Source organism: Pantoea sp. GM_Pan_3 (assembly GCF_026541045.1).
GTDB classification, from domain to species: domain Bacteria; phylum Pseudomonadota; class Gammaproteobacteria; order Enterobacterales; family Enterobacteriaceae; genus Pantoea; species Pantoea anthophila.
This window is the reverse complement of sequence record NZ_JALNVA010000004.1, coordinates 187,866-210,051: the sequence shown is the minus strand read 5'-3', so window position 1 is coordinate 210,051 and position 22,186 is coordinate 187,866. Positions and strand designations below refer to the sequence as shown.

General features: G+C 57.9%; 17 protein-coding genes. 9 read left to right on the top strand and 8 right to left on the bottom strand.

Features of this window, described 5'->3' with window-relative positions:
- Positions 1–8: 8 nt before the first annotated feature.
- The 6 genes from OXR04_RS13690 to OXR04_RS13665 all read right to left on the bottom strand — a co-directional run bounded on the left by OXR04_RS13690 (position 9) and on the right by OXR04_RS13665 (position 6,050).
- Positions 9–521, bottom strand: a complete 513-nt coding sequence (locus OXR04_RS13690; protein ID WP_009092941.1) for a GNAT family N-acetyltransferase — start codon at positions 519–521, stop codon at positions 9–11.
- 9 nt (positions 522–530) lie between these two features.
- Positions 531–1,472 carry an ABC transporter substrate-binding protein gene (locus OXR04_RS13685; RefSeq protein WP_046102682.1) on the bottom strand — a complete coding sequence of 314 codons (942 nt, stop codon included), beginning with the start codon at positions 1,470–1,472 and terminating at the stop codon, positions 531–533.
- Between the two features lie 11 nt (positions 1,473–1,483).
- On the bottom strand, positions 1,484–2,797 hold the full coding sequence (locus OXR04_RS13680; protein WP_111208743.1) for an LLM class flavin-dependent oxidoreductase: 1,314 nt from the start codon (positions 2,795–2,797) through the stop codon (positions 1,484–1,486).
- An 84-nt stretch (positions 2,798–2,881) separates the two neighbouring features.
- On the bottom strand, positions 2,882–4,033 hold the full coding sequence (locus OXR04_RS13675) for an amidohydrolase (protein ID WP_058958195.1): 1,152 nt from the start codon (positions 4,031–4,033) through the stop codon (positions 2,882–2,884).
- Positions 4,034–4,056: 23 nt separating this feature from the next.
- Positions 4,057–5,055: an MsnO8 family LLM class oxidoreductase gene (locus OXR04_RS13670; RefSeq protein ID WP_267370907.1), complete on the bottom strand. Its 999-nt coding sequence runs from the start codon at positions 5,053–5,055 to the stop codon at positions 4,057–4,059.
- Between the two features lie 260 nt (positions 5,056–5,315).
- Positions 5,316–6,050: a GntR family transcriptional regulator gene (locus OXR04_RS13665; RefSeq protein ID WP_009092935.1), complete on the bottom strand. Its 735-nt coding sequence runs from the start codon at positions 6,048–6,050 to the stop codon at positions 5,316–5,318.
- A gap of 418 nt (positions 6,051–6,468) precedes the next feature.
- Here OXR04_RS13665 and OXR04_RS13660 point away from each other — a divergent pair, with 418 nt between their 5' ends.
- The 7 genes from OXR04_RS13660 (at position 6,469) to OXR04_RS13630 (ending at position 15,690) form a co-directional block, all read left to right on the top strand.
- Entirely contained in the window at positions 6,469–6,918 is a 450-nt protein-coding gene (locus tag OXR04_RS13660; RefSeq protein WP_046102686.1) for a PTS sugar transporter subunit IIA, read from the top strand.
- A gap of 48 nt (positions 6,919–6,966) precedes the next feature.
- A complete protein-coding gene (locus tag OXR04_RS13655; protein WP_009092933.1) occupies positions 6,967–7,248 on the top strand; it encodes a PTS sugar transporter subunit IIB in 282 nt (93 codons plus the stop codon).
- Between the two features lie 29 nt (positions 7,249–7,277).
- Complete coding sequence (locus OXR04_RS13650; protein WP_009092932.1) at positions 7,278–8,651, top strand: PTS ascorbate transporter subunit IIC; 1,374 nt, start codon at positions 7,278–7,280, stop codon at positions 8,649–8,651.
- Between the two features lie 509 nt (positions 8,652–9,160).
- The gene (locus OXR04_RS13645) at positions 9,161–10,723 is read left to right on the top strand and encodes an aspartate aminotransferase family protein (protein ID WP_267370901.1); all 1,563 of its coding nucleotides are present in this window, start codon (positions 9,161–9,163) and stop codon (positions 10,721–10,723) included.
- A 3-nt stretch (positions 10,724–10,726) separates the two neighbouring features.
- Positions 10,727–12,019 (top strand): lysine N(6)-hydroxylase/L-ornithine N(5)-oxygenase family protein, encoded by a 1,293-nt coding sequence (locus OXR04_RS13640; RefSeq protein ID WP_046102688.1) that lies wholly within the window; start codon positions 10,727–10,729, stop codon positions 12,017–12,019.
- Between the two features lies 1 nt (position 12,020).
- Positions 12,021–14,375: a GNAT family N-acetyltransferase gene (locus OXR04_RS13635; protein ID WP_267370896.1), complete on the top strand. Its 2,355-nt coding sequence runs from the start codon at positions 12,021–12,023 to the stop codon at positions 14,373–14,375.
- 79 nt (positions 14,376–14,454) lie between these two features.
- The gene (locus OXR04_RS13630) at positions 14,455–15,690 is read left to right on the top strand and encodes an MFS transporter (protein ID WP_267370894.1); all 1,236 of its coding nucleotides are present in this window, start codon (positions 14,455–14,457) and stop codon (positions 15,688–15,690) included.
- 71 nt (positions 15,691–15,761) lie between these two features.
- Here OXR04_RS13630 and OXR04_RS13625 read toward each other — a convergent pair whose 3' ends face one another.
- Entirely contained in the window at positions 15,762–17,192 is a 1,431-nt protein-coding gene (locus OXR04_RS13625) for an FAD/NAD(P)-binding domain-containing protein (protein WP_267370891.1), read from the bottom strand.
- Positions 17,193–17,550: 358 nt separating this feature from the next.
- Here OXR04_RS13625 and OXR04_RS13620 point away from each other — a divergent pair, with 358 nt between their 5' ends.
- The gene (locus OXR04_RS13620) at positions 17,551–18,690 is read left to right on the top strand and encodes an amidohydrolase (RefSeq protein WP_267370889.1); all 1,140 of its coding nucleotides are present in this window, start codon (positions 17,551–17,553) and stop codon (positions 18,688–18,690) included.
- Positions 18,691–18,710: 20 nt separating this feature from the next.
- Complete coding sequence (locus OXR04_RS13615; protein ID WP_267371309.1) at positions 18,711–19,556, top strand: VOC family protein; 846 nt, start codon at positions 18,711–18,713, stop codon at positions 19,554–19,556.
- A 55-nt stretch (positions 19,557–19,611) separates the two neighbouring features.
- Here OXR04_RS13615 and fhuE read toward each other — a convergent pair whose 3' ends face one another.
- Positions 19,612–21,834, bottom strand: coding sequence for a ferric-rhodotorulic acid/ferric-coprogen receptor FhuE (gene fhuE / locus OXR04_RS13610; protein WP_154928809.1), 2,223 nt, complete (start codon positions 21,832–21,834; stop codon positions 19,612–19,614).
- Between the last annotated feature and the right edge of the window lie 352 nt (positions 21,835–22,186).

Below are 22,186 nucleotides of genomic sequence, written 5' to 3'. Positions count from 1 at the left end.
GTCGATCCTTAACTCGCTTCCGCGACGTTATACACGCCAATCACTTTAATAAAACGCAGTCGCCCGTCGTGGGGCGGCTGACCGTACCGCTCCAGATCGCCGCTGAGATCGAACTGAGGCTGATAACCGTGACCGGTGTAGAGCCGGACGGCCTCGGGCTGACGGAAGCCGGTGGTGAGAAACAGCCGCTGATAGCCCGCCTGCAGGGCCCGACGCTCCAGCTCCTGCAGGACCACCAGCGCCAGACCCTGACGGCGCAGATCGCTGCGGGTCCAGATGCGCTTCAGCTCGGCGGTCTGCAGGTCATAAGGTTTGTAGGCGCCCATCGCGATGATCTCGCCGTCGCGCTCCAAGACAATAAACAGCCCCTGCGGCGGCAGATACCACTCTGTCAGCTCCTGCTCCTTAAGCCGGGCAAAATAGTCGCCATAGCGAGCGGCATATTCACCGAACAGGCCGCCCAGGATCGGTTGCAGCTCTGGCGCCTCGGGCGACACCTCGCGAAACGTTAATTCACTCATTTCAGCTCCTTAATCGCCCAGTCCGGCGGGATTAACTTCAGAATGACCAATCTGTTCAACGCCTTCGCCCCAGCGGTTAAGCACCTTCTGATAGTCGCCATTGCCGATCACGCCATTCAGCGCCGTGCTGATCGGTTCGGCCAGACCGCTGCCTTTTTTCACCGTCACCGCAATGTGAGCCGCTTTTGGCCAGCCCCCATCCACACTCCCCACCAGCCGGGTTTTCCCGGTCAGAGCCGCCTTCCAGGCCCCGATCACATTCGGCCCGAAATAGGCGTCTGCCCGACCCGACTGGAGCGCCAGCGTCTGCGCGGCATCATCTTTGGCATAGATCGGCGTAAAGGGTTTCAGGCCCTTGGCCTGATTCTCTTTATCCCACGCCAGCAGGATCGCCTCCTGATTGGTACCGGAACCCACGATGATCCGCAGCCCGGCAATCTCCTCCGCTTTGGTCAGCGACTGAATCGGGCTGCCGGTCCGGACATAAAAGCCCAGCGAGTCTTTGCGATAGGTCGCGAAGTCGAACTTCTCTTTACGTGGCTTCGTCACGGTGATGTTCGAGATCGCCGCGTCATACTTGCCCGAGGCGACGCCGAGCGGCCAGTCCTCCCAGGAGGTCGGGACAACATTCAGCTTCAGTCCCAGGCTGTCGGCGACCAGCCGGGCGATATCCACCTCGCTGCCGAGCAGGGTTTTGTTGTCGTCAGAAAAGACCGTAAGCGGCGGAGAGTTAAGCGCGGCCACCGCCACGGTAAACGCGCCCGGCACCACAAAATGGTGACCGGTGGGCAGCTGCGCGATGGCCTCCGCATTTTTCGCGGTGTTGATCGGCGCTTTATTGGCTTCCACGCTGACACGCTGGCCGTTGTAGGAGACGCTGGTGCCCTCTGCCAGAGCGTGGCTGCTGGCGGCCAGCATAAGCAGAGCAATGAGACGTAAGGGTTTTTGCATGATCCGGACTCTTATTGTGAGGTGAACTGATTAACGGGGGATTTCAGGGCGAAGCTGTCGCGCAGGGTGGTGCCCGGATAGTCACGGCGCGTCAGGCCGCGAGCCTGCAGAATCGGCACCACCCGATCGACAAAGCGTTCAAAGGTGTCAGGCGTGCCGCCATTGATGATGAAGCCGTCAGTGGCGTGGGTTTCAAACCAGAGCTGCAGGCCATCCGCCACCTCTTCAGGCGTGCCGTGAAACAGGGGGCGCGGGGTGGCCGCTTCCAGTGCCGCCTGACGCAGAGTGTGACCCTGCTCTTTCGCTTTGCGTTTGATCTCGTCGGTGGTGCTGCGGAAGCTGTTCTGTCCGATGTCGCCGATATCGGGGAACGGCTGATCCAGCGGGTACTGCGAAAAGTCGTGATGGTCAAAGAAGCGGCCGAGGTAGTTCAGCGCATCAGTCACCGAAACCAGTGCCGCAGTGGTCTGGTACTGCTGTTCGACGTCATCGGCGTTATCGCCCACAATCACGCTGACACCCTGAAAGATGTGCAGATCTTCCGGCTGACGGCCATTGGCCACCAGTTGCTGCTTCACATCCTGATAGAAGGCCTGCGCCTCTTCGCGCGTCGGCTGATGGGTGAAGATGGCGTCGGCATGGCGCGCCGCCAGCTTTTTGCCGTCTGCGGATGCGCCCGCCTGGAAGATAATCGGACGCCCCTGCGGCGTACGGCCGATATTCAGCGGCCCCTGCACCTGGAAGAAGTCACCGTGATGATCCAGGGTGTGCAGCTTCGCCGGATCGAAAAACTGCCCGCTCGCCTTGTCCCGCACAAACGCATCCTGCTCCCACGAATCCCACAGCCCTTTCACCACCTGCAGATACTCATCGGCAATGCGGTAGCGCAGCGCATGTTCCGGATGCTGCTGGCGGGAGAAGTTTTTTGCCGATCCTTCCAGCGGTGACGTCACCACGTTCCAGCCTGCGCGCCCGCCGCTGAGATGGTCGAGGCTGGCGAACTGACGCGCCACGGTGAACGGCTCGCTGTAGGAGGTGGAGACAGTGCCGACCAGCCCCAGGTGCTCCGTGACACCGGCCAGCGCCGAGAGCAGCGTCAGCGGCTCAAAGCGGTTGAGAAAGTGGGGAATCGATTTCTCGTTGATAAACAACCCGTCGGCGACAAACAGAAAATCGAGTTTGCCCTGCTCCGCCTTACGGGCGATTTTTTTGGCGTAATCCAGGCTGATGCTGGCATCGGCCTGGGCCGCCGGATGGCGCCAGGCGGACATGTTGCCAGAGGCGCCATGCAGAATGGTGCCCAGCCGAAGTTGTCTTGTGGTCATGATGTTCTCTCTTTTTTAGTCGTCGCGGTGCCTGACGACGCTGTTCAGCACCGTCGTGCGGTTACGGCAGCAGATAAATGCTATTCAGAGTGGAAGGGATGCCTGACATCGCGCACTGAGATGTTGCAGCGCCTGGCGGGCCAGTTGAGCGAAGTAGTCAGCGGCGGGCGCAATCAGCGCCTCGTCGGGGGTAAAGCTGGCGTGATGCAGGCCAAACTCGCTGGCGCTGCCGATGCTGACAAAGGCGCCGGGCACCTGCTGCAGATAAAAAGCAAAGTCTTCACCCAGCAGATGCAGTTCGGCGGTCTGCACCCGGTAACCCGCCTGGCGGGCCACATCGCTGCAGAATCCTGCCCAGTGGGGATCGTTGATCAGCACCGGCGGGCCAGGCTGCCAGGTCAGGGTCGCCTGCGCGCCATTGGCCGCGGCAAACTGCTCAACCAGGGTACGCACCCGCTGCTCCAGGTCGGCGCGCACCTGCAGATCGTGCGTACGCGCCGTGCCGCCAAATTCCACCCCGCCCGGCAACACATTCCAGCTTTTGCCGCCGTCGATGCGGGTGATGCTGAGCACCAGGCTGTCGAAGGCGTTAAAACTGCGGCTGGTGAGCCCCTGCAGTGCCTGAATAATCTGGCTGGCCGTCACGATGCTGTCGACGCCCTGCTCCGGGTAGGCGGCATGGGCACCTTTGCCGGTCACGCGGATGATGAATTTGTCGGCATTGGCGTAGAACGCGCCGCTGCGGGTGGCAAACGTACCAAGCGGTAGCGAAGGTTCGTTGTGCATCCCAAAGATAGCCTGCACCTCATCCAGCACGCCCGCCCCGATGAACTGCCGGGCACCACGCGCAATCTCCTCGGCGGGCTGAAACAGGATGCGCACCCGTCCGGGCAGGGTGTCGGCCTGAGCCTGAAGCTGCAGGGCCGCGCCCAGCATCACCGCGCTGTGCAGGTCGTGACCGCAGGCGTGCATCACGCCGGGATGACGGGAGTGAAAACGCACCCCGCTCGCCTCATGGATCGGCAGCGCGTCAATGTCGGCGCGCAGAGCAATCACCGTTTCACCCTGGCCGATTTCAGCAACCACACCGGTTTCCAGCGGGTAATCGCGCAGCCGGATGCCTGCGGCCTGCAGCCAGCCGCGCAGCCGTGCGGTCGTCGCAAACTCCTGTCCGGACAGCTCCGGCCAGGTATGCAGTTCGCGTCGCCATTCAATCAGTTGTGATTCAGGGTACATGATGACTCTCCGCTGGCTGGGGATCAGGCCGCAATCAGATGGTGGGTGGCCAGCAGTTCCAGCGAGCGCTGGCGGGCAACCGGATCGGTAACGGGCGTATCGATGACGAACTCGTCGATAGCAAAGTGATGATGCAGGGCGTCCAGCTGAGCATGCACCTGCGCCGCCGTGCCTTTCAGCAGTGACGGGGTGCGAGGTTCAATCTTATAGTCGCGATAGCCTCCCTGACGCACGAAGCGCTCCGCCTGCTCCAGGCTGGCGACGTTGACACCCGGGCCCCCTTTTACCGCCACATGATAGTGGCGCAGAGAGGCAACCAGCAGGTCAGCTTCAGCGGGCGAGTCAGCCACCACCACCTGAACCGCAACCAGCGCGCGCTGACCGTGACTCAGGCGGGTGTAGGTACTCAGCGCATGCTCAAGCAACGCGCGGTCACCATTCAGATGCGCTGCAAAGACAAACTGCCAGCCCAGCGAGGCAGCCAGCCGCGCGCTCTCTTCGCTGGCCCCCAGCAGAAAACGGCTAGCCGGACGCGCAGGCAGAGGCGTCGCCGCCAGCCCCTCTTCATCCGGTTTCTGCTGATCCGGTTTCAGCCAGCTATCCAGCAGCTGAAGCTGTTCGGCAAAGCTGCCTTTGCTGGCGGCATCAACACCCCGCTGCAGCGCCTGGGTGGAGAGCGGTAATCCGCCTGGCGCTTTCCCGACGCCGAGATCGATGCGCCCCGGCGCCAGCGAGGCGAGCAGGTTGAAGTTTTCGGCCACTTTATAGGGGCTGTAGTGCTGCAACATCACGCCGCCCGACCCGACCCGGATATGGCGGGTCTGCGCAATGATCCAGGCGATCAGAAGCTCCGGTGAAGGGCTGGCAAGCTGTGCAGTGTTGTGATGTTCCGCCAGCCAGAAGCGGTGATAGCCCCACGCCTCTGCCCGCTGCGCCAGTTGCAGCGTGCGCTGAAGCGCCGCCGCAGGCGTCTCGCCCTGCAGAATGGGCGCTTTGTCTAACAGACTTAATTGATATGCCATTCACCTGGTCCTTATTGATTCCGGTTGCTGACCAGTGTGCTGCGCAGGCGATTATTGGTAAAACATCATATTGTTTTATGCTTTATTGAATTCGTCATATTGGCGGGGCGCGGCGAAATAAAAGGCAAATAAGCGACGAAAGCCCCGAGGCCGGGCCTGTTATCGCCTCATCAGGGCGGGTTCAGAATGAATAAAACGTGCAGAGTGGCAAAGGATTGCACAAAATCGTCTTATGTGAAGCGCTGAATTGCCGGTTTTATTCAGGGGCGCTGAGAGTTCTGCTTCAGTGGAAAAAAGCGGGTATTGATAATCGCCACATTAACCTCGCAGGGAACGCCATCATCGAGAAAAACCGTCTCATTAATCTGGATAACCGCATCCCCTGCCCCTAATTTCAGTAATGCCAGCGTCTCAGCCTGCGTCAGGTTAATGGCCGTTAAATGCTGGTCGCGCAGCTGCACTTTTTTTCCGGTCACTTCCTCGATATAGGCATATTTCGACACTTCCAGTTTGCTGAACTCCATGCTGTTAAACATATTCACCGGCAGATGGATATGTTCCAGCGCCACCGGCGTCTCATCGAAGCACATCAGTCGTAATATTTTATAGATCGGATCGCTGGTTTTAATTCGCAGCGCCTGCGCCATCTCTGCCGATGGCACCCGGATAATGCTGGCAGAGATAATTTTACGGACGCCTTTGTGCCCGTTTCTCTGCGCCTGATAATCAAACGGGGAAAGCACGTGATATCGGTGAGCCTGGCTACTGATCTCCGTCGCACCCACAAATATCCCCGATCCCTTCACCCGATAAATACGCTGCTGCTCCACCAGAATTCGGGTCGCTTCACGCACCGTTGTGCGGGTAATACCGAGGCACTTTGCGATGGCTATTTCCGTATCCAGCTTTTCACCGGGTTGAAGGCCGTCATCTTTAATCCGCGTGAGGATGTAATCGACCACCTCTTTCTGCTTTTCAGTCATGCCATCAGCCATCGACGTTCTTCCCATTTGCGTGAAGGAGAGACTCCCTGTATCCGTGCCACTCCCTTTCTGCCTGACATTGCCGGAGAAGTACTACTCCGGTCAGGTGAATATGTGACCAACCTATCAAATTGGCACAGATGTTAAGCCTGTGTAGCCATATTTTAATTTTAGCGGTTGTGTCCCTACACGTCGAAGGACATCATCAGGATGACTAGACATCTTTAACCTGTACAGATGTGTTGCCGGGTCACTCATCCACCGGCTGGCCCCCTCACTGCGGGAAGTCATCAGGGCGAATCTCCGGAAAGTGTCTGTACAGGTTCAGGGAGAGTTAACAAACGCAGCCATGCCGAAGAGCGCGGCGACGCGCAAACGGCATCTGCGTGGCGTTAACTTTGAACGCGCAACGAGAGACAGGATTACAGCGATGTCACATCTGGCGGATTGGTTGAATAGCGAGCGAATTCAGTACGTGGAGCGCGTGGCTGACTGGCAGGAAGCGATTGTGCTGGCGGGGCGTCCTCTGCTCAGCGAAGGCGTGATCTCACAGGCTTACATTGATGCCATCATCCAGCAAAAGAAGGCGATCGGCCCCTTTTTTGTTATCGCTCCGCAGATTGCCATGCCTCACGCTCGTCCTGAACAGGGCGCGCTCGGACTGGGGCTGTCGGTGCTGCTGCTGGGAACGGCGGTGAAATTTGATTCTGAAGAGAACGATCCGGTGAAAGTCCTTTTTATGTTTGCCGCACCGGACAGTAACAGCCATATCGAAATGATTTCCCAGCTGGCGGAAGTCCTCTCCGATGAGAACATCATGGCGCAGGTTTTTAATGCAGACAGCCATGAAGCGCTGCTGGCAATTTTGTCAGGCGTCTGATTTACCCGTTAACACGTTAATTTTGATCACCAGAGAATGAGGTCGGATATGAAGATGATGGCAGTGTGTGGTTCAGGTCTGGGCAGCAGTTTCATGATGGAAATGAACATCAAAAAAGTGCTGAAGACATTAGGGGTGGAGGCTGAGGTTGAACATTCCGATCTCGGCTCGGTAACGCCCGACGTGGCGGATATTTTTGTGATGGCAAAAGATATTGCCTACAGCGCCAATCTTCCGGAAGAGAAAATCATCATCATCAATAACATTATTGACCTGAAAGAGATTGAGCAAAAAATACGAGACTATTTTGAGAAAAACGGACAGTTATAAGCCGATAAACACTTACCCTTGAGGTTAATATGTTTACTCAAAATCTTTTGCAGTTCGTCGTCGACGTGCTGAAAGTGCCCTCTATATTAGTCGGACTGGTGGCATTTTTCGGCCTGGTTGCGCAGAAGAAACCCTTCCCGGATGTGATTAAGGGCACGGTAAAAACGATTCTGGGCTTCCTGGTGCTGGCCGGTGGCGCGACCGTTCTGGTCGGTTCCCTGACGCCGCTTGGCGACATTTTTAAACATGCGTTCAATGTTCAGGGCATTATCCCGAATAATGAGGCGATGGTCTCTATCGCACTGGCAAAATATGGTGCGCCGACCACGATGATTATGGCCTTTGGTATGGTCGCCAATATCCTCGTCGCCAGGTTCACCCGGCTTAAATATATTTACCTGTCAGGGCATGTGACCTTTTATATGGCCTGCATGATCGCGATCATATTGTCGGTCGCGGGTTTTGAAGGCATTCAGCTCATCTATACCGGTTCGCTGGCACTGGGGATGCTGATGGCCACGTTTCCGGCGATCGCTCAGCCCTATATGCGGAAGATCATTGGCGGTGACCAGGTGGCGCTGGCGCATACCGGCACCATCGGTTATGTCCTGTCGGGCTGGATCGGCTCTCTGGTAGGCAAAGGCTCGCGCTCGACCGAAGAGATGAACATGCCAAAAAACCTGAGTTTTTTGCGCGACAGTACCATCTCCATCTCGCTGACGATGATGATTATCTACTTAATCCTGTCGATCTCGGCCGGTAAAGCCTATGTGGAATCCACCTTCAGCAATGGTCAGAACTACCTCGTTTACTCGTTTATTCAGGCCATTACCTTTGCCGCAGGCGTCTTTATCATTCTGCAGGGGGTTCGCTTAATCCTGGCTGAAATTGTTCCGGCCTTTACCGGCTTTTCAGAAAAACTGGTGCCGGAAGCCCGCCCGGCGCTGGATTGCCCGATTGTCTTCCCCTATGCCCCGAACGCGGTTCTGGTTGGCTTCATCTCCAGCTTTGCCGGCGGTCTGGTGGGGCTGTTTGTCCTCGGCCAGCTGCACTGGGTTTTGATTCTGCCGGGTGTGGTTCCTCACTTCTTCTGCGGTGCCACCGCGGGGGTGTTTGGTAATGCGACCGGCGGCAAACGCGGGGCGATTTGCGGTGCCTTTGCACATGGCCTGTTAATCACCTTCCTGCCGGTGGCGCTGCTGCCCGTGCTGGGACAGATTGGGCTGACCAACACCACCTTCTCGGACACCGACTTCGGCGTCACAGGCATTCTGCTGGGCAACATGGCTCACTTTATGGATAAGGGCACCATTACCCTGATCGTTACCGGTATTTTCGCTCTGTTAGTGCTCTATAACTTCACCGCCAGAAAGAAAATGCCTGCCGAAACCGATGCAGGTTAGTTTCCATTTTTGATCCCAACCAGAAAGGGCAGGCGTGACTTTCTGGTTGTTTCTTTTCAGGTGAGTGCCGCCCTTCTCAGACCCGTCAGACGCTCTTTTTCATCCCCTCTCCGTTAACTTCTGCTCCGCCTCAAGGCGCTATTTTGCCTGTTTCACTGCATTTTGCTGGCCCTGAAAGCCGCAAAAAAAGGACTATTCCGATTCAGAAAAGTGATCTGAGTCACACTTTCAACATTAGATGCGCTAATAAATAAAATTTAACAACAAAACATTTGAATGATAATGATTAACATTTACACTCTCATCCGCATATAACAACGCGATAAACGCGGCCTAATCCACAAAAAATATGCGGTATTTACCTGTTTCAGGATGAAAACCCTGGTCCCCAGGATTGTCAGGGCTTTTATCTGGTTAGTCATTTTTATGTTTACTGGAGTTTTGAGCGGATATCCCACGCTGCTGATTCAGGTCGGCAGGGTTATGGTTTTAACGCACAGGAACTGAACATGCTTTTACGCTCATCTATTCAATCGGCACAGGACTTCGAACCGGCCTCCACTGCCTGCACGGCCGAAACGGCGATTTTCAACGATCGGCAACTGGCTGCCTGGTCGCAGCAGACGCAGGAGGTGCTGGCGCTGATGACCCGCACCGTCACCGGTGTTGAGAAGCCGTTCAGCGGCATCCTGCCTCATGAACTGGCGGCGGAATTCAGCGATGTCGATCTTGACCGTCCTCTGGGTAACAACGATGACGCTCTGGCGGAGCTGAGTCAGCTCTATCTGCGTGACGCCGTCTGGTTCCATCACCCGAAATATCTGGCACACCTCAACTGCCCTGTTGTGCTGCCTTCGCTGATGGCTGAACAGATCATGGCGGCGGTGAACAGCTCGGTGGACACCTGGGATCAGAGCGCAGGCGGCACCCTTATTGAGCAGAAGGTGATCGACTGGACGCTGGGCCGCATCGGCCTGCCCGCCGGATCAGACGGGATCTTCACCAGTGGCGGCACCCAGTCGAATCTGATGGCGATGCTGCTGGCGCGTGACAGCTGGTGCGCGGCGCATCATCCCGGTCACCTGATCAAGCAGCGCGGCCTGCCGGAGACCGCTCCGAAGTGGCGCGTCTTTACGTCGAAGCTCAGCCACTTCAGCATCCAGAAATCGATGGCGATCCTGGGGCTGGGTTACGATGCGGTGATCGCTATCGATCACGACGAGCAGTTCCGTATGGACCCGGCTCTGCTGGCGCAGGAGATTGAGCGCTGCCGCAGCGAAGGGCTGATCCCGATTGCGGTTGTCGCCACCAGCGGCACCACCGATTTTGGCAGCATCGATCCGCTGCCGGAAATCGCCCGTCTCTGTGACGATTACGGTTTATGGATGCACGTTGACGCCGCCTATGGCTGCGGGCTGCTGGTCTCTGAGCAGCATCGCTCACGTCTGAACGGCATTGAACTGGCGGATTCCGTCACCGTCGATTATCACAAATCCTTCTTCCAGACCGTCAGCTGCGGGGCCTTCTTCGTCCGGGATAGCCAGAACCTGAAGCATGTCACCCACCATGCCGACTACCTGAATCCGCTCAGCGCCCAGCAGGAAGGAACGCCGAATCTGGTCAACAAGAGCATTCAGACCACCCGCCGTTTTGATGCCCTGAAAATGTGGCTGACGCTGCGCGTCATGGGGCCGGCGGCGCTGGGTGAGGCCTTTGATACCCTGATCGCGCTGACGCAGACGGCGCATCAGCTGCTGAGCGATCACCCGTCTATCGAAGTGCTGCACGCCCCGGAGCTGACCACCCAGATTTTCCGTTACGTACCGGGCAAACACGCCAGTGATGCGCAGATCGACGAAATCAACGCCGCGATCCGCAAAGCGCTGTTCCGCTCCGGAAATGCCGTGATTGCCGGCACCAAAGTCGACGGCCGTCAGTACCTGAAATTTACCCTGCTAAATCCGACCACGACCCCTGCCGACCTCAAAGATGTGCTGAGCCTGATTGCGCACTATGGCCGCGAGCAGGTCCGGGCGTCTGCGCTGCGCGCGGCGAACCAGGGAGAGATGTGAAAAATGAAGAGTCCTGTTTACGATTTTATTGGCATCGGCATCGGCCCTTTCAACCTGAGTCTCGCCTGCCTGAGTGAGCCGGTTGAGGGTCTGAACGGTCTTTTCCTGGATGAGAATCCGGGATTTGACTGGCACACCGGCATGATGCTGGAAAGTGCCCATCTGCAGACCCCGTTCATGGCTGACCTGGTGACGCTGGCCGATCCGACCAGCCCGTACAGCCTGCTTAATTACATGAAGGAGAAGGGGAAACTCTACTCGTTCTATATCCGGGAAGACTTCTTCCTGATGCGCAAGGAGTACAACCAGTATTGCCAGTGGGCCAGCTCAAAGCTGTCGAATCTGCGCTGGAACAGCCACGTCGAGTATGTCAGCTACGATGAGGCCTCCGGCCTCTATCAGCTGGAGGTCAGGGAGACCCGCAGCGGCGAGAAACAGCGTTATCAGGCGCGTCATCTGATTCTCGGCACCGGCCCGGTGGCCTGGATGCCGGAGTGCAGCCAGCCGCATCGTCAGCGCCTGACCCACTCCAGTCACTATCTGGCGAACAAAGCCGCGTTGCAGCAGAAGCGGTCGATTACCGTGCTGGGCAGCGGTCAGAGTGCAGCGGAGATCTACTATGACCTGCTGACCGATATCGATCGCTTTGGCTATCAGCTCAACTGGATCACCCGTGCGCCGCGCTTTTACCCGCTGGAGTACACCAAGCTGACGCTGGAGATGACCTCGCCGGAGTGGGTGGACTACTTCCACGCCCTGCCTGCCAGCACCCGCGACGAACTCAATGCCCGTCATAAGAACCTCTACAAGGGGATCAACAGCAGCCTGATTAATGACATTTACGATCTGATGTACGTTAAACAGCTCGATGGCGATCTGAACGTCAATCTCTTCACCCACTCGGCCCTGACCGCGATGCGCTGGCTGCCGGAGGGGGAATTTGAGCTGACGCTGCATCAGGAGGAGCAGGACTGTACCTTTACCCGCCGCACCGAAGGGCTGGTGATGGCAACCGGCTATCACTATCGGCCACCGATGTTTCTGGAGGGGATCACCGCGCGTCTGCGCTGGGATGAGAAAGGTCGCTACGACGTGCAGCGCAACTACAGCATCGACCATCACAATCAGGTCTTTGTCCAAAACGCCGAGCTACACACCCACGGGTTTGTCACCCCGGATCTGGGGATGGCCTGCTACCGCAACTCGGTGCTGCTGCGCGAACTGACCGGACGCGAGGTTTACCCGATCGAGCGTCAGATCGCCTTCCAGACTTTCCCGGCTAAAACGGAGCGCTGAAATGAGTTCATCTATCCTGTTCAGCGCCCGCCGTCCCGCGGGTCTGTTCACCCTCCGTCCGATGCAGGCCAGCGATGCGCCGCTCATCCACAGCTGGGTCACCCGCGACTATGCGCGCTTCTGGGGCATGCAGCAGCAGAGCCTGGAGCAGGTTGCGGCGTTCTATCAGACACTGACGGCACAGGACCCCAAAGCGGCACTGATTGGCTGCTGCAACGATGAGCCGATCTGTCTGATTGAGTGCTATCGCGCCTGTGATGATGAGATTGGAAAATTTTACCCGGCTGCGCCCGATGACTACGGCATGCACATCCTGATTGCCCCGGCCAGCAAGCCGATCCGCGCCTTCAGCTGGCAGGTCTTTTCGCTGGTGATGGACTATATGTTCAGCCGTCCCGAAGTGAACCGCGTGGTGGTCGAGCCGGACGTGCGCAACGAGAAGATCCACGTTCTGAACAGGCGTGCCGGTTTCCGCTATCAGCATACCCTCGACCTGGGCCATAAAACCGCCTGGCTGGCCTTCTGCCAGCGGGAAGATTATCAACACGCGTTACTGCAGGAGTCGCAGACTATGACCACCCCCTCTTCACTGATGAACGGCACGCATCTGACAGGCGACAACTGGGCGCAGGCAAACCGCATGCTGATCCGCAAAGCGATTGCCGAGTTTGCGCATGAAAAAATCATCGCGCCGCAGGAATCCGGCAACGGCAGCTATCAGCTGGCGGTGCCGGGTGGCGAGGCGAGCTACCATTTCCGCGCGGCACGGCTGGCGCTGGATCACTGGGAGATTGACGCGGGTTCACTGCGTAAGCAGGAGAATGGCCATGATCTGCCGCTGGATGCGCTGAAGTTTATCGTGGAGTTCAACGGAGAGATCGGCATTCCCCAGGCGCTGCTGGCTACCTACATGGAAGAGATCAGCAGCACCCTCTGCAGCGCTGTCTATAAGCTGCAGAAGCACAATCCGGACAGTCAGGCGCTGGTCTCCGCGGATTTCCAGACCGTTGAAGCGGCCATGACCGAAGGGCATCCCTGCTTTGTCGCGAACAACGGCCGCATCGGTTTTGATGCGCAGGACTACCTGGCCTATGCACCCGAAGCCGCCGCGCCGGTTCACCTTATCTGGGTCGCGGTCCACCGCCGCAATGCGCATTTCGCCAGCCTGAGCGAGCTGAGTTACGAGCAGCTGCTGCGTGATGAGCTGGGCCAGAACACCGTTGAGCAGTTTAATGCGCAGCTGGAGCAAAAAGGGCTGGCGGTTGAGGAGTATATCCTGATGCCGGTGCACCCGTGGCAGTGGCAGAACAAACTGCTGACGGTTTTCGCCGCGGACATCGCGAATCACGATATTGTCTGGCTCGGCACGGGCGACGACGCCTATCAGGCGCAGCAGTCCATCCGCACCTTCTTTAACCGCAGTCAGCCGGAAAAGCGCTACGTGAAAACCGCGCTTTCGGTACTGAACATGGGCTTTATGCGCGGTCTGTCGCCCTACTACATGGCGACCACACCAGCCATCAACGGCTGGCTGGAGCAGCTGGTGACAGGCGATGCCTGGCTGAAGAAGTGCGATTTCCGCATCCTGCGCGAAGTTGCTTCGGTCGGCTATCACAACCGCTATTACGAGCAGGCGATTAAAGGCGACTCCGCTTACAAGAAGATGTTTGCCGCCCTGTGGCGCGACAATCCGGCGGCCAGCCTGCAACCCGGTCAGCGTCTGATGACCATGGCCTCGTTCCTGCACGTCGATCATCATCAGCAGGCGTTGCTGCCCGCGCTGATTGCCGATTCCGGTTTACCCGCGAAGCAGTGGATTGACCGCTATCTGACCTGCTACCTCAGTCCGCTGCTGCACTGCTTCTATCAGCATGACCTGGTGTTTATGCCGCACGGCGAAAACCTGATTATGCTGCTGGAGAACAACGTACCGGTCAGCGCCTATATGAAGGATATCGGCGAGGAGATCGCGGTGATGAACCCGGATGCCGTGCTGCCGGAAGGTGTGCAGCGACTGGCGGTTGATGTACCGGAGGAGCTTAAACTGCTGTCGATCTTCACCGACGTCTTTGACTGCATTTTCCGCTTTATCAGCGCGATTCTCGACCAGTCAGGCACACTGCCTGAGGAGCAGTTCTGGCAGTCGGTAGCGGAATGCGTGAAGGATTATCAGCAGGCGCATCCGCAGCTGGCGACGAAGTTTGCGCGTTATGACATGTTTGCGCCAGAGTTCACCCGCTCCTGCCTCAACCGTCTGCAGCTGGCCAATAACCAGCAGATGATCAACCTCACCGACCCGGCGGAAAACCTGAAATTTGCCGGCACCCTGATCAACCCGATCGCGCGCTGGCGCTAAGCGTTACCCTGTCACGTAATGGTCAGGCGGTCACCTGGGTGGCCGCCTTTTTTTTAATGAGTTATCGCAGGAATCTGTAATGTCCTCTTTTATTCCGGTCGTAAAGCTGACCCGGCGGCATCTGATCTTTCCCCTGTCGCTGGTGCTGTTTGAGTTTGCGACCTATATCGCCCATGACATGATCCAGCCCGGGATGCTGCTGGTGACTCAGGAGTTTAAGGTGGGGCCGGAGTGGGTCTCCACCTCCCTGACTGCTTACCTGGCCGGTGGCATCCTGCTGCAGTGGCTGCTTGGCCCGCTCTCGGACCGCATCGGACGGCGTCCGGTGCTGATCGGTGGCGTGACCTTTTTTATGCTCTCCTGCATCGCAACGCACTGGGTACAAAGCATTGAGCAGTTCGTTCTGCTGCGCTTCCTGCAGGGGATCAGCCTCTGTTTCATCGGTGCAGTGGGTTATGCGGCGATTCAGGAGGCGTTCACCGAGTCGCTCAGCATCAAAATGATGGCGCTGATGGCCAACGTCGCCCTGCTGGCTCCGCTGGCCGGGCCGCTGGCGGGCGCGGCGTTTCTGACCGTGGGAGAATGGCGCACGCTGTTCTGGCTGATTGGCGCAGTTGCGGCGCTGGCGCTGGCCGGGCTCTGGTATGCCATGCCTGAAACGGCGGGCGATCGTCAAAAAGCGCTGTCGCTGCGATCGATTATCAGCGGTTACGCGGGGTTGCTGAAGGATCGTCAGGTGATGCGCGGTTCACTGGCTATCGGACTGGTCAGCGTCCCCTGCATTGCCTGGGTGGCGCTTTCACCCGTCATCCTGATCCACGGCGCGCAACTGAGCCGCATCGACTATGCCCTGCTTCAGCTGCCGGTCTTTGCCGCGATGATTGCGGGCAACCTGACGCTGGGCCGTTTATCCAGCCGTCTGCCGATTGAACAGCCGGTAAAGCTGGGTGCCTGGCCAGTGGTCTGCGGACTGACCGTTGCGGTGGTTGCCACCCTGCTGAATCCGCAAAGCTATCTGTGGCTCACGGCCGGAATGAGTCTCTACGGCTTCGGCACCGGGCTGGTTAACGCCGGACTTTACCGTATGACGCTCTTTTCCAGCAGCGCCGGAAAAGGCAGCGTCGCGGCACTGCTGGGCATGGTGAGCATCCTGATTATTGCGCTGGGCATTGAAGCCGCGAAAATGGCTTATTTCAGCTTCGGCACCGGCGGCTTTAGCCTGGTGAATCTGACCTGCGGTCTGCTGTGGCTCGTTCTGGTCAGCGCGTTTCTGCGCGAAAGTCAGTGTCGCCAGCAGGCACTCTGTACTGAGTAGCGTCTCGTCAGGGTAAGGGGCCGGACGCAGGCCTCTTGCTCTGACCTCATCACAACGCAATCACTCAATCCTTATAATCTTTTGATTTGTTGTGCAATTCTGTTCACCTGTTCGACCGCGACAAACAGCGCATTCACCACCGGGACGGACAGATGCGTTGATATGCCTGCCAGCCAGACAGATTCAGGCGACACCCTGTGGGTCAGATGCAGCTGCAAATGGTTATTCAGCCGGGGCGGTGCGGCTGAAGCGTCACGCGCATCCGCGAGAATCAGCCCATTATGGGTCATCGAATGTCTGGGCGGTGCGTAGCCGGTGGCACAGACAAGGGCGTCAAAGTGTGTGATTTCGCCCTGCGGGTTGCTGAGGGTCCAGCCCGAATCTGATTTCTGCAGAGAGTCAGCCCTCAGCTTTTCAACGCTTAATAACCCGCTATCAACATAACCAAGCAATTTTTCGGCATTCTTTAAGGGCATCGCGCTGATATAGCGACCTGTTGCCCGCAGAAAGGCGCTCAGGGAGTGCTTAACCGCCTCGGGGAGTGTGTGCGAATGCTGATTGATCGCGTTAATCATTCCGACAATCCTGTACTGCCATTCCGTTTTGTCCTGACGCGCCAGTTCACTCTCTTCCCGCAGTCGCTGGATACTCTCCGCCTCTGCGACAAACTGCTCTCTGAGGGAGGTCGCCGAGGCGTGAGCCAGCAGCCGGATCACCCATTTTCTGATGTCCGGCCTGACCTGTTCACTGATTACCGCGCTGTCTGTAAGCCAGGCGAGTCGCGAAGCCTGAATGGGTCTGAGCATGACGGCAGAGCGCACCGCCGGCAGGTCGCCGGAGGGAGAAACCAGGCTGACCCGGCACCCCTGTCGGCAAAGAACTAATGCCGCATCTATCGCGGAGAGCCGTGTTCCCACGATGAGGACATGACTATCCGGGCGGATCTTTTCCAGCATCAGTTTTTCCGGATAGGGTGAAGCAAAAAACAGAGGATCGCCCTGATAGGATGCCAGGGCCTCAGGAATCGCGGGATGCGTGTAACCGGTGCACACGATTACCGCATCGGCAGCAATGGTGCCGCTCTGCCGGGTTTCGATCAGATAATCACCGCCCGGCTGACGCATAACCTGTTTCCCCGCATCCCTGATAAAGGAGACGCTTATGCCCTGCTGATAAGCCAGGGAGAGATAACGGGTATATCGGTCCTGAATATAATCTCCGATGATTTTACGGGAAACAAAATCTGCCAGCGTAATCTCGTTATTTGTATGCTCATGCAGGTAATGAAGTAAATCGTGATAGTGCGGCGGTAACAGAGACATTAATTCAACAGAGGTATTACAGAGGAGTTCCGGATGCTGACTGGCATAAACCTGCCCGATTGCAGGCCCCGACGCATCCAGCAGTGTAATGCATTTGCAGGCCCCCTGTCGGACAAGGGCAATAAACGCGGCCACGCCGGTTGCGCCAGCACCAATGATAGCAACATGCAGATTATTCATAGAAACTCCATCGGAATAGGGTTATCTGTTAACTACGAACAAAATATGCACAATTATAACCGCTACCATAGAGAGTGGCGGATGATTCGACTGGTATGAGAAGCTGACAGCAATCCGCATTTATTTTTTTCAGATAAGCTTTGACCAATTCGTTTCTTTATCTGCGCCCTGCGTCATTCGATGATGATTCCGCCTGCTGAGGCAATTAATAACAAAGGAATTTATCATGAAGACGTTATTTCACCCTGCGCCATGCTCTCCCTGCCCGCTCTGATTCATGCCCAACCTTTATTGCCTGGGCCAGCCGCCTGATGCTGACGCCGGGCGAGCCTTTTCTGCCGGAAAAACAGGGATAACCATGACATTGCCTTTAACCGAACAGCTGGTGCAGTGGCGGCGTGAACTGCACCAGCATCCTGAACTCTCCAATCATGAATTTGCCACCACGGAACGCCTGAGCCGCTGGCTCACCGAGGCCGGGATACGGCTGTTGCCGCTGGGGCTGAAAACGGGCGTGGTGGCAGAAATGGGTCACGGTGAAGCGCTCATCGCCCTGCGTGCTGACATAGATGCGCTACCGATTGAGGAGATCACCGACCGCCCGTGGCGATCCCGTCAGCCGGGTGTGATGCACGCCTGCGGTCATGACGTTCACAGCGCCGTCATGCTGGGCGTTGCCCTGCAGCTGAAGCAGCAGGAAAGCACGCTGCCAGGCCGGGTGCGGATTCTGTTTCAGCCTGCTGAGGAGACCTTCGATGGCGCGCAGCAGCTGATCGCAGCGGGTGCGCTGGAGGGCGTGAAGGCGATATTTGGCCTGCATAATGCCCCCGAATTGCCGCTGGGCACCCTGCGCAGCAGGCCGGGCGCGTTTTATGCCAATGTGGATCGCTTTGTGATCCGCGTTGCGGGCAAAGGCGCGCATGCTGCCCGCCCCCAGGAGGGCATCGATTCTATTGTGGTGGCCAGCCATATTGTGACGGCCCTGCAGACCCTGCCGAGTCGGGTGTTCAGCTCGCTGGAAACCGTCGTGCTGAGCGTCACGCGCTTTACCGCCGGGAATACCTGGAATGTGCTGCCCCAGACCGTCGAACTGGAGGGAACCGTGCGCACTCACAACAGCGCGATCCGCGAGCAGATCCCGCATCGCATCCGGGCGCTGATTCAGGGTATTGCTGGCGGATTTGGCGCGACCGCGGAACTGGCATGGACGGCTGGCCCGCCTGCGCTGATCAATACCCCGGCGTGGGTGGAGGTCGCGCTGGACGTCGCCCGCGAGAGCGGCTATCTCGCTGAACAGGCGGAGACGCCACAGATGGGTGGCGAAGATTTTGCTTTCTACCTGCAACAGGTGCCGGGCGCCTTTGTCAGCATCGGCAGTGCCAGCGAGTATGGTTTGCATCACGCCGCTTTCGATCCGGATGAGGCGCTGATAGGCCCGGCCGTGGCGTACTTTACCAGGCTGGTGACGCGCGCGCTGCAGAGAGTGGTAGCGCAATGACGAAAAAAAAGCGTACGACGATCGCTGTTCCGGTGCCGCAACCGGTTCTCGACCACGCGGTCATTAATGTGGCCGATCAGCTGGATAACGCCAGCGCCCGCTTCCGGCGGCTCGGCTTTCAGCTCACCGAGCGGGGCCACCACTCGCTGGGATCGAGCAATCATCTGGCTATTTTTGGCGAAAATTATCTGGAGCTGCTCGGCTATGAGCCCGGCAAAGGCAACCAGCGTGCCGACCTGTGGAATTCACCGCTGGGACTAAGCGGACTGGTGTGGAAAAGCAGCGATGCAGAGAGTGAGTTTCTGCACCTGGAAAGACAGGATCTGGATGGCGACCCGCCTGCTGCCTTCTGGCGGCCGGTGACCCTGCCGGATGGCTCGGTCAGTGAAGCGCACTTCCGGACCGTGCGGCTGCGTGCCTCGCTGATCCCCAATGGACGATCCTTTTTCTGCCAGCATCTGACGCCGGACACGGTGTGGCAGCCCGCCTGGCAACGCCATCCCAATGGGGTGCAGAATATCAGTGAGTTTGTCATCGTCGCGCAGGACCCGGCGCACGCGGCGCAGGTCTACAGCCGCCTTTTTGGTGCCGCAAAGGTTCTCGCCTGTCCGGAAGGCGCTTTCGTGCTGCGTGCCGGGGCTGCCACGGTGCGCTTTGCCTCCGCCGACTATGCGCAACAGCGCTTCGGCCCATTGCCGGAGGATTATGATGGCAGCGCCCGGATGGTGGCGCTGGGGTTTGCCACAACGGATCTCGCCCTGGTGAAAAACGCGTTGCTGGCAGGGAATATCCTGTTTCACGAGCAGGCTGACGCGATTGTCGTGGCGTCCGGAGAGGGCTTTAATCTGGCGCTGCGTTTTGCCTGAAGACGGCATGATCCGAAAAAAAACGCCCCGTCTGAGGCGTTTTCATGGAGTGCGATCAGAAGGTGTAGCTGGCGGTGACCGAGAAATTACGCGGCTCGCCGTAGACCACCGAACTGGCGACGCTGGTGTCATACGCCTTGTCGAACAGGTTATTCAGGTTACCCTGCAGCGACAGATTTTTATTCACCTGATAGCGGGCAAAGAGATCAACCAGCGCGTAGCTGCCCTGACGTGCCCGCCAGGTGCCATTGCCTTCCGGTGCACCGACATCGTTCCAGATGTGGGTCTGCCAGTTGACGCCGCCGCCCAGCGTCAGCGCCTGCAGAGCAGGCAGACGATAGCTGGTGAAGAGGTTGAAGCTGGTCTGTGGCAGTTGCGGATTGAACGTCGTGCCATCGCGGTTTTCTGCGATGTAGCGCGTGCCGCCAAAGGTCATCTGCCAGTCATCGGTTAAGGCGCCGTTGACCTCAAACTCCACGCCGCGGCTCACCACCCCTTTGCGGCCAATATAGGCCACATCGCCGGAACCCTGAACGATCTGCGTGGTGGCTTCACCGACATTATCCAGTTCGGTGCGGAACACGGAAAGTGAGGTGGTGAAGCGGCTGTTCATCCAGTCTGATTTCAGACCGGCCTCATAGTTTTTGCCGATCACCGGCGACAGGTACGCCCCGCTGACATCGCGATAATCCTGCGGCTGGAATACCGAGGTGTAGCTGGCGTAGGCAGACCAGTTTTCAGCAAAGTCATAAATCAGACCGCCATACGGCGTGGTGTTGTTTTTCTCCATCTCACCGCCGGGTGTTTCGCGATTCCAGTTGGTGTAACGGGCGCCGAGGATCAGATGCAGCGGATCGGCCAGCGACAGACGGGTTGCCATATAGGTCGACTTCTGGTGCACCAGCTGGGTATCGCTGGCTGGCAGGCGCGGTGTCCAGGCCGATTCCGGATACTGGCCGTTAAAATCGTTGAAGTTGCCCAGCGATTCAGGCGAGATGTTCTCAAACGTACTGAAATATTTATTATCCTGACGGCTGTAACTGACGCCCACCATCAGCTCATGCTGACGTCCCAGCAGCTCATACGGGCCGCTGGCAAAGGCATCGACCGCATCCACCTTGCGTTTGCCGGTGTTGTAGCCGGTCCCGCCCACCACCGGGTAGTTCGCATAGGAGGAGACACCCGCGCCGCTGTTGCGATCGAAGAAGCCATCGAGATAGATCTGCTTACTGTCCAGACGCATCTCATTGTGCGTGCCGTTCAGCGTCAGGTTCCAGCCGTTAGCAAAGTCCTGTTTCAGGTTGACGAAGAGCTTGCGGTTCTCTTTGTCGTTGTAGGCCCAGTCAGGCGCGGTGTTATAGCCGCGACGGGCGTGGATCTGCGTTCCGTCGGTATACCAGCGCGGCGCGCCCCCCCACATCGTGGAATCGGTGTTAACCTGGCTGAACTCATACCCGACCGAGAGCGTGGCAGAGTCGGTCAGGTCGGCATCAACCACGCCATAGATAAACTGTTTTTTAGCGCCGTAGCGCTCAATGAAACTGTTGTTATCCTGCCAGCCCGCGATCAGCCGGCCACGGACATTGCCGCTGTCACTGAGCGGTGCCGAGAGATCGGCCACATAACGCTGTTTGTTCCAGCTGCCGTAGCTGGCGGAGACGGTGCCGCCGAACGTTTTGCTGTCTGCATGTTTGCGCACCATGTTAATGGCGGCCGAGGGATTGCCCGGACCGGTCAGCAGACCGGTTGCCCCGCGCACCACTTCAACACGCTCATAGAGCGCCATGTCGGTCTGCGCGTCACCCAGATTCCAGCGCTCGGCAAACGCGGTCGGAATACCATCGACCATATAGTTGTCGATCAAAAAGCCGCGGGAGTAGTAGCTGGTGCGATCCATATCGACACTGACGCCGCGGATACCGGTGGTGTTAGCCAGAACGTCATCCAGCGACTGCAGTTGCTGGTCAGCCATCCGTTGCGAACTGACGATGCTGACAGACTGTGGCACATCCCGCACGGTACCGAGCATTTTTGTCCCTGCACGGGTAACCGGTACGCTGTAATCGGTGGCAGGTGACGTTGTCACGCCGTCATCGGCAGAGGCGCTGACGGTGAGGGTCTGCTCATCGCTGACGGCGGGCGCCGCGCTTTCTGCGGCGCGGGCCACATTCTGTCCCAGTGAGGTGGCGACCAGGGCAGCCAGCAGGGAGAGGCGGAACAGGCGGTGCGAAGCCGTCGCGCCCGTTTCCCCGGCACGCTGAAATTCAAATGCGTTCATTTATTCCTCAATTATCTTTATGATTTTATCTGCCACTGTCACGACCGTGCATCCTGCGGACATCGCTGCCCTGCTTTTGGTTTGAGGAACCAGAAACGTTTTCCCTGTGCGCCTGAGGCGGGTGTGATAAACCTTTAAAGCAAATGAGAAATATACGCATTGCGATTTTCATTGCAAGATTTTGTTAACAGATGATGCCGGTTTTTTCAGGAAATGATCGGTGCCGGAGAGGCCGGGAAGAGGGAGATAGGAGAAGCTGCCCCGATAAATCCCGGCGGTTTTATCAGAAAAATTCGGGTGCCGTTTCGCTTACCGTCACTATAATATCCCGTAAGGGCCGTTCATTGACCTG

What these genes read in the sequence shown, in the direction of transcription:
- OXR04_RS13680 (WP_111208743.1), bottom strand. Translation starts at nt 2,797, where the DNA reads ATGACCACAAGACAACTTCGGCTGGGCACCATTCTGCATGGCGCCTCT.
- OXR04_RS13645 (WP_267370901.1), top strand. Translation starts at nt 9,161, where the DNA reads ATGCTTTTACGCTCATCTATTCAATCGGCACAGGACTTCGAACCGGCC.
- OXR04_RS13660 (WP_046102686.1), top strand. Translation starts at nt 6,469, where the DNA reads ATGTCACATCTGGCGGATTGGTTGAATAGCGAGCGAATTCAGTACGTG.
- OXR04_RS13635 (WP_267370896.1), top strand. Translation starts at nt 12,021, where the DNA reads ATGAGTTCATCTATCCTGTTCAGCGCCCGCCGTCCCGCGGGTCTGTTC.
- OXR04_RS13640 (WP_046102688.1), top strand. Translation starts at nt 10,727, where the DNA reads ATGAAGAGTCCTGTTTACGATTTTATTGGCATCGGCATCGGCCCTTTC.
- fhuE (WP_154928809.1), bottom strand. Translation starts at nt 21,834, where the DNA reads ATGAACGCATTTGAATTTCAGCGTGCCGGGGAAACGGGCGCGACGGCT.
- OXR04_RS13665 (WP_009092935.1), bottom strand. Translation starts at nt 6,050, where the DNA reads ATGGCTGATGGCATGACTGAAAAGCAGAAAGAGGTGGTCGATTACATC.
- OXR04_RS13690 (WP_009092941.1), bottom strand. Translation starts at nt 521, where the DNA reads ATGAGTGAATTAACGTTTCGCGAGGTGTCGCCCGAGGCGCCAGAGCTG.
- OXR04_RS13670 (WP_267370907.1), bottom strand. Translation starts at nt 5,055, where the DNA reads ATGGCATATCAATTAAGTCTGTTAGACAAAGCGCCCATTCTGCAGGGC.
- OXR04_RS13655 (WP_009092933.1), top strand. Translation starts at nt 6,967, where the DNA reads ATGAAGATGATGGCAGTGTGTGGTTCAGGTCTGGGCAGCAGTTTCATG.
- OXR04_RS13675 (WP_058958195.1), bottom strand. Translation starts at nt 4,033, where the DNA reads ATGTACCCTGAATCACAACTGATTGAATGGCGACGCGAACTGCATACC.
- OXR04_RS13685 (WP_046102682.1), bottom strand. Translation starts at nt 1,472, where the DNA reads ATGCAAAAACCCTTACGTCTCATTGCTCTGCTTATGCTGGCCGCCAGC.
- OXR04_RS13625 (WP_267370891.1), bottom strand. Translation starts at nt 17,192, where the DNA reads ATGAATAATCTGCATGTTGCTATCATTGGTGCTGGCGCAACCGGCGTG.
- OXR04_RS13620 (WP_267370889.1), top strand. Translation starts at nt 17,551, where the DNA reads ATGACATTGCCTTTAACCGAACAGCTGGTGCAGTGGCGGCGTGAACTG.
- OXR04_RS13650 (WP_009092932.1), top strand. Translation starts at nt 7,278, where the DNA reads ATGTTTACTCAAAATCTTTTGCAGTTCGTCGTCGACGTGCTGAAAGTG.
- OXR04_RS13630 (WP_267370894.1), top strand. Translation starts at nt 14,455, where the DNA reads ATGTCCTCTTTTATTCCGGTCGTAAAGCTGACCCGGCGGCATCTGATC.